The 9,472-nt window shown below is 48.0% G+C and carries 10 protein-coding genes; 6 read left to right on the top strand and 4 right to left on the bottom strand.

Annotated elements, in window-relative coordinates; genetic code table 11:
- Positions 1–270 precede the first annotated feature (270 nt).
- Complete coding sequence (locus AC5JLB_RS08745) at positions 271–1,416, bottom strand: IS4 family transposase (protein ID WP_495873441.1); 1,146 nt, start codon at positions 1,414–1,416, stop codon at positions 271–273.
- A 374-nt stretch (positions 1,417–1,790) separates the two neighbouring features.
- On the opposite strand from AC5JLB_RS08745, the gene AC5JLB_RS08740 reads away from it, so the two are divergent.
- From AC5JLB_RS08740 to AC5JLB_RS08730, 3 genes are all read left to right on the top strand, one after another.
- Positions 1,791–2,618, top strand: coding sequence for an Rpn family recombination-promoting nuclease/putative transposase (locus AC5JLB_RS08740; protein WP_495873440.1), 828 nt, complete (start codon positions 1,791–1,793; stop codon positions 2,616–2,618).
- A 473-nt stretch (positions 2,619–3,091) separates the two neighbouring features.
- Positions 3,092–3,646 (top strand): hypothetical protein, encoded by a 555-nt coding sequence (locus tag AC5JLB_RS08735; protein WP_495873439.1) that lies wholly within the window; start codon positions 3,092–3,094, stop codon positions 3,644–3,646.
- Positions 3,647–3,718: 72 nt separating this feature from the next.
- Entirely contained in the window at positions 3,719–3,883 is a 165-nt protein-coding gene (locus AC5JLB_RS08730) for a hypothetical protein (RefSeq protein WP_495873438.1), read from the top strand.
- A gap of 274 nt (positions 3,884–4,157) precedes the next feature.
- Here AC5JLB_RS08730 and AC5JLB_RS08725 read toward each other — a convergent pair whose 3' ends face one another.
- Positions 4,158–5,123 carry a quinone oxidoreductase family protein gene (locus AC5JLB_RS08725; RefSeq protein ID WP_495873437.1) on the bottom strand — a complete coding sequence of 322 codons (966 nt, stop codon included), beginning with the start codon at positions 5,121–5,123 and terminating at the stop codon, positions 4,158–4,160.
- 57 nt (positions 5,124–5,180) lie between these two features.
- On the bottom strand, positions 5,181–6,008 hold the full coding sequence (locus AC5JLB_RS08720) for an aldo/keto reductase family oxidoreductase (protein WP_495873442.1): 828 nt from the start codon (positions 6,006–6,008) through the stop codon (positions 5,181–5,183).
- Positions 6,009–6,215: 207 nt separating this feature from the next.
- Here AC5JLB_RS08720 and AC5JLB_RS08715 point away from each other — a divergent pair, with 207 nt between their 5' ends.
- From AC5JLB_RS08715 to AC5JLB_RS08705, 3 genes are all read left to right on the top strand, one after another.
- Positions 6,216–7,130 (top strand): AraC family transcriptional regulator, encoded by a 915-nt coding sequence (locus AC5JLB_RS08715; RefSeq protein WP_495873436.1) that lies wholly within the window; start codon positions 6,216–6,218, stop codon positions 7,128–7,130.
- A 178-nt stretch (positions 7,131–7,308) separates the two neighbouring features.
- On the top strand, positions 7,309–7,698 hold the full coding sequence (locus AC5JLB_RS08710; RefSeq protein ID WP_495873435.1) for a nuclear transport factor 2 family protein: 390 nt from the start codon (positions 7,309–7,311) through the stop codon (positions 7,696–7,698).
- A gap of 5 nt (positions 7,699–7,703) precedes the next feature.
- Positions 7,704–7,976, top strand: coding sequence for a hypothetical protein (locus AC5JLB_RS08705; protein ID WP_495873434.1), 273 nt, complete (start codon positions 7,704–7,706; stop codon positions 7,974–7,976).
- A gap of 201 nt (positions 7,977–8,177) precedes the next feature.
- Here AC5JLB_RS08705 and AC5JLB_RS08700 read toward each other — a convergent pair.
- Positions 8,178–9,472 (bottom strand): carbohydrate kinase family protein (locus AC5JLB_RS08700; RefSeq protein WP_495873433.1); only part of this gene is annotated, 1,295 nt, incomplete at its 5' end.

Raw genomic sequence — 9,472 nt, 5'->3', positions numbered from 1 at the left:
TATTTCACTGCCTTGCTGATTGAACTTCGCTGAAATGTCAACACAACCTAGCAATTGACGCTGATCAGGAGCCCGAACTAGCACTACAAATTGAAGTTGCTGAGAATGAGCAGCGTCGCGACTACACTCCTACTGAAGTTAAAGAGATCGCAGCTCGCTTAAAAGCCTCAGGCTATGTTGAGGTTCAAGGTCGCCCCAAAAAGGGACAAAAGCCGCTAATGCCAGCACTAGCCGTCGTTGTGGGAAAAAACTCACGGGGTGACAGCGAGGCTAGAAAGCGGACTGAATGAGGGAAATGGCGCGTAGTCCTTTGAGGAAAAAGGAGCGCTTTTGGGGCTTGAGCCGCATCAGACGCTCTGCCCAGTCCGACCAGGTATCCATCGAGTCAATCCACAGCGTTCCGTACAAGCCCATCCAGAAATTACTGTGCTGCTGGATAGCACGGCGTTTTGGTTGAGGACGAGCCACGTAGTGTTGCACTTTTTTACGACGAATGCGAGTACCCCGATCTGTCGCAATCGTGTAGGCAATCGCCATCAGTCCAACCAGGGCTAAGAACCGCTTGTCACGGACGTGGCAGTTTTCCATGTCATAGCCGCCCGATTTTAGGTCTTTGAACAGACCCTCAATGCGAAAGCGCAAAGCGTAAAGTTGCAGAGCTGTTTCAACGTTATCCAGGTTGGTTAAGAGATACCAAACTTCGTTAGCTTTGTCAGACCGATATTGACGCTTCCAACGGATAGCGAGGTTGTGTTTGCCAAAGCCGGTTTTCTGCGTGACTTGGATCTGGACTTGGAATTGCGTTGTGCCAGGAGACTGGGGCAGGGCATCCAATCGCTCAAAGTCAGTGTTCTCGGCTGTTTTGACGGTTGTGCTTTTCGGTAAGCGAAACACAAAGTCAAGCTGCTGGCGCATGCACCAAGCCGCCAGCGCAATCGAATGGAATTCACGGTCTCCGAGTAACACCAGTTGATAGTCGTGCAACAGTCGCAAGACCGGAGCGATGGCCGATTTTTGCTCGTCAAGATTACTCTGCCCCTGCTTGTCGAGCAATCGCCAGTACAACCCAATCGCTCGCTTGCCGTGAATCAGACTGACCATCAGTAAGTTATGGTCTTTCCACTGCGTACGGTCAATTGCTAAGTGAAGCTGTTTGCCTCGTCCATACTGCTGCTTGAGCCAATGCTTCACGATAGGAAACCACATCGCCTTGGGTTGTAGCGATGGCAAACTGAGAAACCGTTGCAAGTTGCGACGGCGACTCTCGAACAAAATCGGTTGAGCAAACAGTATTGCCAAATGTTCGAGCGTAATCCGTCGCTCTTTTTGCAACAGTTCGACCAGCATTTGGAGCGTAATGAATTGGGCTTCGCTTAGTTGTGCTTGGACACAGGCTTGATAGAATGAAGGCAACATATTTATGAATGCAAGGGTGAATCTCGGATTTACCCTTTTTTTCTACCCTGAATCTTCCTCGTCCGGCATCCTGACTAACTTCTAGTCTTGCTGTCACCCTGTAAGGGGAAAAAACCTTCGTACAATTCAGCGATATTTATCAGAAGACACGCCGTCCCAAAAAAGTTCATCTACGAAAAGTACGACACGTGTCGTACTTTTGAAGCAGACCCTGACTAAACTGAAGCAGATTCAATCTGATTCACCTACAACTCAGGAAGGGAAACAGCTCTTAGAGATTTTGCCAGAAGTAATCACTCTGATAGAGCAGTGTATTGAAGAAGGTTAGGAACCAAGATTTAGAAAGACATGAACAAGTTGGGGATGTTGATCTAGTGCGTCGTGATTCAATTTTCTATAAATTATTCCAGCAGGCTCCAACGCTACTGTTTGAGTTGTTGGAAGAGTCTCCCTCGAATGCTGGACAATACCGCTTCGACTCGGTTGCAGTGAAAGAACCCAGATTTGAGATTGACGGCGTGTTTTTGCCACCCGATACTAAGCCGGGCGTTGTCTATTTCTGCGAGGTTCAGTTTCAGCGTGATGAGGTGCTGTATGAGCGGCTATTTGGCGAATCGTTTTTGTATTTTTACCGAAACCGGAGCCGTTTCACAGACTGGCAAACTGTGATTATTTACCCAACTCGTTCGACTGAGCAAACAGAAACACGCCCTTACCGGTCCCAGTTAAATAGCGCTCAGGTGCATCGAGTGTTCTTGGATGAGTTGGGGGAGATTGAACAGTTGCCGCTAGGGGTGGCGCTGATGGCTTTGACAACGGTTAATGAAGCGAGTACGCCGGAAGTAGCGAGGGCTCTGCTGGAGAGATCGCGGGGAGAAGCATCTCAAGAGGCAATCCGCGCCATAATTGAGATGATCACGACGATTCTGGTTTACAAATTCACACATCTAAATTGGCAGGAGGCGGAAGCAATGCTAGGAATTACAACCCTTCAAGAAACGCGATTCTATCAGGAAGCGAAGGAAGATGGACGAGAAGAAGAAGGGAGAGCATTGGTTCTACGTCTACTAAATCGTCGTTTTGGAGTCTTTCCTGAATCCTTGTCATCGCAGATTGCCAACCTATCACTGTCTCAAATCGAATCTCTGGCAGAAGCACTACTGGATTTTCAAACGCTCTCTGATTTAGAGGCGTGGCTATAGCATTTGCAAACGAATTGACAGCCTTAGTTTGCTGTGGCTTAACTGTCACAATTCTAGGATGCGATCGCGCTTGGACTAGTCTCGGACTAAATCACCGTTCGGTTATGTTCTCAAACCCCCATTCGCTCGTTACGTAACTGTCCCAACCTCAACGATTAAGCAAGCTTTGAGGGGCAAACTTCTACGATCGGTGAGCAGAAGTCATAGTACTGCACCGCATCTCGACGAATCTCCTAAAACTCAGTCTGAATAGGGATTTCCAACCCACCTAGCACTTTTTTATCCTTACATCGGCTCAACCCCTTCTAAAACTTTTTGCGATACAAGCAAACCAACTGTCCCCATAGAGCAACCATGAGTGAACTCAATAGATCCTTCTGGAGAGAGAGGGACTCACTTAAACCTCACGGAAAGATGGGGACTGAAGGGCTAACTGCCACAATTAAGAAATCTGTTATCTGAAGTGAACCACAATGACTGATACAACAAACCTTGGAACCAAGCTAGCTGACCTGAAGCTGTTTCAGAACGTTTTGATTGAAAGCGAACAAGCATTAATTGCACAAACAGATGACCAGACCATCTGCGAGCGCCTTGAAGGAATGCTTAAGAGCGATCGCGAGAATCTTGGCAACATTGACGCTGCCATTACGAAATATGGCACGGCTGTAGAACCTCGTGACATTACTCAGCAACATGCTGAGAAAGTGGGTCAAATGATGAGTGGTTCCGAGCTCACTCTATATGACAAGTACTTACAGCTTGAGTTGCTGAAGCATCAGCAGACGATGACTGGGCTAGTTCTACATAAGGTGGCTCAGTCCTTAGATGATAAGCTTCAGGCGGCGATGGAACCGCTGAATCAAGTTAACTTTGAGAACCGCGCTCACCAAGAGATTCTGAAGGGCGTCCTTTACTTCGTCGGCACACGAGAACTAGCAAATAAGGAGCCGGATATGGGGCTATGGGGTAGCGTTGAGCAAGGTATTGCTGCCCTTAAGGGTGTTATATCCAGTGCCGCAAGCTAGTTACAAGTAACAGAAGGGCTATCATCTTTAATCTCCGCGGGTTATCCAGTTCTTTTCCCACGTAAGATTCTCATGCTGATGGGTGATCAAGATGGCACTTGCCGTATTTTTAATCCTGCCTCTGCCTACAAACTCGTAGTCACTCACTCTAACTATGAAGCTGCTCAAGAATGGCTTCTCGAAGATGAATATGAACGGGTGAAGGGTCAGCTTTTAGCTGAAGAAGTTTTTCAGTAGAAACACCGCACAACAATCCCGTTGCACACCGACTGTACAGAGTCTCTTCGTTGAGTTTGAGAGTTACTAGCGGTGGGTGAACGGGGTCGTTGGGCAGAGGTTAGTGATTTGTATCGACAATAGACCTTCTGCATAATAAGCCGAAAAACGGCTACAAGCTTCGTGAGGTAAACGTCTCACCTATTGCGATAAATCAGCTATCAGTATTGTGCCATATAGGTTTCAGAGCAATTCCTCTGCTATCACGCAAAAGGTCTATTGTTTCAATAAACTCTTATTTGCTGCTGACGCGCAACACGATTTTGCCCAGATAATGCTGCTTCATCGCTTCCTGCGCTTGCGCGGCTTCCTCGAGTGGAAACGTTTGCGCGATGCGAACCTGAAATTCACCGCTGCTCACCAATCGGTTGAGGTGGTCGAACAACATCGGGTCGGCGAAGCCATTTGCCTTCTTCAGTTCCACACCATCAGGCGCTTTGGGTTCGGGCATCACGCCGTTCGGAAAGGCGATGATTCCGCCCTGACGCACCAGACTCAGCGTGGACTGAACATTGTCACCGCTGATCAGCACTAGTGCAGCATCGAAGCCGTTAGGCGCGAAGGCGCGGGCACGTTGGGCAACGTCATCGCTACGTCCGTCCACCGCTTCGTCGGCACCCAACCGCTTGGTCAACTCGACGCCGTCTGCGCCCGATGCGATCGCGAAAACGCACGCACCCAACCGCTTAGCCAGTTGCAGCGCCACGTGACCGACACCGCCGCTCGCGCCCCACAGCATCAATGTAGTTTCGTTGCCCGCCTCCAGTGCCTCCAAATTCCGGAGCGCCGTCGCACCAGCAATGGGCAGTCCACCTGCCATCAGCAGATCGAGACCATCGGGCACCGGAGCGACTGTCTGTTCGGAGACGACGACGTATTGGGCATAGCTGCCGCCCTTGTCATTCATGAAGGTTTGGGCGTAAACGCGATCGCCGAGAGCAAAACGCTCGACGCCGTCGCCGACAGCAACGATCGTGCCTACACATTCGCCGCCCAGCACACGCGGAAAGTGGACTTCGTTATACACCAGCTCACCTTCGCGCTCCATTGCGTCCCAGATGCCGACTCCAGCGACCTCAATGCGAATCAGAACTTCGCCCGCGTCCACGGTAGGCACGGGTAAGGTGTGCAAAGTCAGCTTGTCAGGGCTGCCGAACTCGTCCACAGCCATTGCTTTCATGGATTGGGGAGTGTTTTGCATCAATCAGGTTCTCCTGTAATTGCTTCGGTCCCCTTGCAGGGCAAAAATTGTTCCGTTTCAACCTTTCGTTATAGCGATCGCATCAAGCTCTGCGATCGTTTGCGGTGAAAGTTGCAGCTCGGCGACTTTGAGATTCTCGCGCATATGCTCAACTGATGAGGTTCCCGGAATCAGCAAGATGTTGGGAGAGCACTGCAACAGCCACGCCAGCGCGACCTGCATCTTGGTAGCTCCGACCGCTGCCGCCACCGTGTCCAATGTCGAGGACTGAAGCGGGTTGAAGCCGCCGAGTGGAAAGAACGGTACGTAGGCGATGCCTTTTCCTGCCAGATCATCGACTAGCGCCTCGTCGTCGCGGTGGGCAAGATTGTACTGGTTCTGCACACAGACTACCGGCGCGATCGCGCCCGCTTCCTCGATCTGTGCCGCCGTCACATTGCTAAGTCCCAGGTGCCGGATCAAGCCCTGCTGTTGCATCTCAGCGAGCGCAGTGAATTGCTCTGCGATCGACCCCTCGTTCGGTCCGTCCCCCCACCGGCGCAGGTTGACGACATCAAGCACGTCAACGCCTAGGTTGCTTAGGTTGTCGTGCACCGCTTGGCGAAGCTCGGTCGGACTCTGCGCTGGATTCCACGATGCATCCGCGCCGCGCACCGCGCCCACCTTAGTGACGATCACCAGATCTTTGGGATAGGGGTGAAGCGCCTTGTGGATGATCTGATTGGTGATGTGCGGACCGTAGAAATCACTAGTGTCGATGTGATTGACCCCAAGTGCTACCGCTTCGCGCAGGACGGCAACGGCGGCATCCATATCGCGTGGTGGTCCCCACACTCCTTTACCCGCAAGTTGCATCGCACCGTATCCTATGCGCTGCAAAGTCATTGAAGTGTTTGGCAGTGTGAAGCTGCCGCCAAGGTTTGTTTGTTCAGTCATGCTGTCGTTTCTGTTTACATGGGTTCAGCATAAGTTTGGACAGCTTTTCTTGAAATACACAAACCTTGACGATAATTGCCTAATTCTCCAAAGCGATCACTTCAAGCGGTTCTACAATTGTCAAGAGCAAGGCATTGAGCGAGTCGAGTCCCTACCATGATCGTTGAAATCTCGAATGCTGACGTGATCGCGCATCAGTGCCAAGAACTCGCGGCACTGGTCATGAGACACACCGAGGGCAATGGTCTTCATCCCACTGCGATCGATCGGTTGAGATTTGCGCGCTCCGATGCAATGTCAACCGCAACTTACAGTGTGGATGAACCCTGCCTCACCCTCATTGTTCAAGGCGAGAAAGAAGTGTTGCTAAGTGAGGAAACGTATCCCTATCACGCTGGGCACTACCTGGTTCTTTCAGTGACTCTACCGATCAGTGGACGTGTGGTTAAGGCAACACCTGACCAGCCGTGTTTAGTGCTGAAGCTGAGCTTAGACCTGGTGCAACTGTGTGATCTGGTTACTCAAATGGATTTTAGTTCAGCCCAGCAAGAGAACTCTGTCCGAGGTCTATGGGTTAGCACCGCTAATGCAACGTTGATCGAGTCTGTCCTCCGCCTGGTCAAGCTCTTAGAGACACCGCAAGACATCCCAATCCTGGCACCGATCATGCTGCGTGAACTCTATTACCGTCTGCTGATCGGTGAACAAAGTGAAGCCGTGCGCCAAATTGCCACATCCGGCAGCAGTATGCAGCGCATTGCGTCAGCCATTCAACTGATCAAGGCTGAGTTTACCCAACCGATACGAATCGAGGATTTAGCAAAACAGGTCAAGATGTCTACTTCGTCGTTTCATCAGCATTTTAAGCAAATAACCTCGATGAGTCCGCTGCAATATCAAAAGCAGCTAAGACTGTTGGAAGCCCGTCACCTGATGATAACTGAAGATTTTGATGCGATCGCTGCTGCTTACCAGGTGGGATATGAAAGTGGGTCACAGTTCAGCCGAGAATATTCTCGAATGTTTGGTGCTCCGCCCATGAGAGATATTGAACGGTTGCGTACAGCCTAGACGGACAGTTCAGCTATTCTTAGATTCATAAGTTGCGTCAGGCTAAACGCTCGTTAATTTACTCTGCTCGACATTCTAGAGAATTTGTACTGCTTTGACTAGCGCCTTCTTGATTCACGCAAGAGGTCGCTGCGACTTCGCTAGACACTTCTGTCTGCTACTTTGATAGCCTAAGCATATGAATGAATCAACCCTGAAAATTGCCCAACACGCCTTCGCCGCTTTCGCTCACGGCTGGGCAACGGGTGATTTCCAACCGTTTCTTGAAATGTTGACCGACGAGTTCACGTTTTGGTATCCCTATGGTAACTACCGCGGTAAATTCACTGGACGGACAGGCAAAGCTCAAATGATCTCCAAGTGCCGCGATCATCGTGAATCGGGAGACCGCCTCACCTTCAGTTCGCCGCATCACATCACGAGCAGCGAAACAACGGTAATGTTTGAATTTGAATGTGAAGGCGTCGTGGATCGTGAACCGTACCAGGGTCGGATCGCGATCGCCCTCGATGTCAGCCATGAGAAAATCTCTGGCTTTCGCGAATATTTCGGCGACGTGGATTGGTAATCGGTTTGTCCACTCAATCAAATGAGCAGATTGAGATCGTCAAACTCGTGCAACAGAAGTATCTGTTGCACTGCTGGCTGTATCGCAAAAACTCTAGCGTGAGCAAGCGATCACCTTTCAAGACAGCGGCTGCAAGCCACCTGATGCCTGCGCGCGCCGCAGAAGTTCCGACCAAGCAAAAATTGCCGCACCCAAATTTGCGGCAATTTCAGTATTTTTGCACCCCAGAACTTCTGCGGGGTGCGGCAGTGAACCAAAACTTGAAAAAGCAATTTTAATGCTAAGGTTCATGATCAGTTGCAATTTTAACCACATCTTCAACTAGCTCTAAAATTGGCTATTGAAATTTTTCTTCCATCTGCTTTCGCCAAAATCGGACTAATGTTGCCAAAAGAACCTATCTTAGCAGAGTATAATTTTCACTTAAAAACTTAAGCCTATATTTAGATCTGTTTTAATAAAATGTTTTGGACTGTCAGTTATTCCAGTTTCTCTAGTGCTCTTCCCAATGCATCACTATCTATAAGACCTGGTCTTGCCCCAAATCGAGTCGATACATAAGTTGCAAGTACAAACCCAATATTAGCATAGCTCTTAATATTCTCTTTCCCTTTTAACAAACCATATAGAAAACCAGCAGCGATTGCATCACCGGCACCAGTAGTGTCTACTATCGCTAAGAGACCTATAGTACTAAAGTTTACATTTGAATGACCAAAGAAACTCATTTTCTTGTTAAAACTACTGGCTATAGAAATATAGTTTTTACGTATTTGACCATTATGAATCTTTATACTGTCCTTAACTACAAGAAGCATCGGTTGTTTAATTCCTCGGCTGACTTTCCACTTAAAGAAAAGCTCGCATTTTTTCCTAATAGATAAATTTTTGTTAAATCCCGTTATATTGTCTCCTTTAAGAAGCTCATCTAACTGCTCTTTATATAGAAAAACCAAATTGGCATGATTCAAGATCGGGAATAACTTGTCTAAACCTTTTTTAACGTATAATGCCCCAGGTGTAACCGAAACTACTGTATCTTTTTCTTTATATCGCTCTAAAACCATTTTTTGTAACTCCATTTCTTCCTCATCAGCAAATGAGGTTAAATGTATAATTTTAGAATTTTTTATTCTATTCTCAAGAGAGTTTAGTAAGTCTCTTTCTTTTATCAATTTTGATAGAGAGTCGTTTACACCTGGTTCTAATAAAATCTCCCTCTTTCCTGAAAGCTCAACTAGGATCGTTGCTACACCCGTTCTTTGATTAGGGGTATCATCTCTAATGAGGAGGTCAATATCCACGCCATAGTCATTAAAAGATTCAATTATTTTCTGACCTCTATCATCATTTTTTACGCAGCTCACTATAGATATCTTCTCACCTTTTTTATGAGGAGCGCAAAGCTTTGCCAATCCACAAATTGTGTTTGCACCGGAACCACCCGGAAACTCTTCTCTGCTTAGAATTTGACATTCAAAATCTATAAGAATTTTCTCTATTCTAATGAAATAGTCATAATTACATGCGCTTATAGCTACCACACCAAACTCTCTGGAATCAGTACGACTCAGCATTTCAATTATTTTTTTTAATGCATCGGATTCTTCACTTTGAGAAGAATTAAGTCCTAATAATGCATCTAATAATTTAACTGTCTTACCCAGAACTGGTCCCACACCTGGTATCAGATCAAGTGTAGCTATTAATACTTCTGCTACTAGGGCGAACGCATACGTTTCTTCATAATTTGCGGGAAGGTTTAGAAGGCTGA

It is taken from the genome of Myxacorys chilensis (assembly GCF_059505265.1).
This window is presented reverse-complemented; position numbering and strand designations above follow the sequence as displayed.

Coding starts and splice junctions, on each gene's coding strand:
- AC5JLB_RS08725 (WP_495873437.1), bottom strand. CDS start 5,123: ATGCAAAACACTCCCCAATCCATGAAAGCAATGGCTGTGGACGAGTTC.
- AC5JLB_RS08715 (WP_495873436.1), top strand. CDS start 6,216: ATGATCGTTGAAATCTCGAATGCTGACGTGATCGCGCATCAGTGCCAA.
- AC5JLB_RS08730 (WP_495873438.1), top strand. CDS start 3,719: ATGCTGATGGGTGATCAAGATGGCACTTGCCGTATTTTTAATCCTGCC.
- AC5JLB_RS08745 (WP_495873441.1), bottom strand. CDS start 1,416: ATGTTGCCTTCATTCTATCAAGCCTGTGTCCAAGCACAACTAAGCGAA.
- AC5JLB_RS08710 (WP_495873435.1), top strand. CDS start 7,309: ATGAATGAATCAACCCTGAAAATTGCCCAACACGCCTTCGCCGCTTTC.
- AC5JLB_RS08720 (WP_495873442.1), bottom strand. CDS start 6,008: ATGACTTTGCAGCGCATAGGATACGGTGCGATGCAACTTGCGGGTAAA.
- AC5JLB_RS08735 (WP_495873439.1), top strand. CDS start 3,092: ATGACTGATACAACAAACCTTGGAACCAAGCTAGCTGACCTGAAGCTG.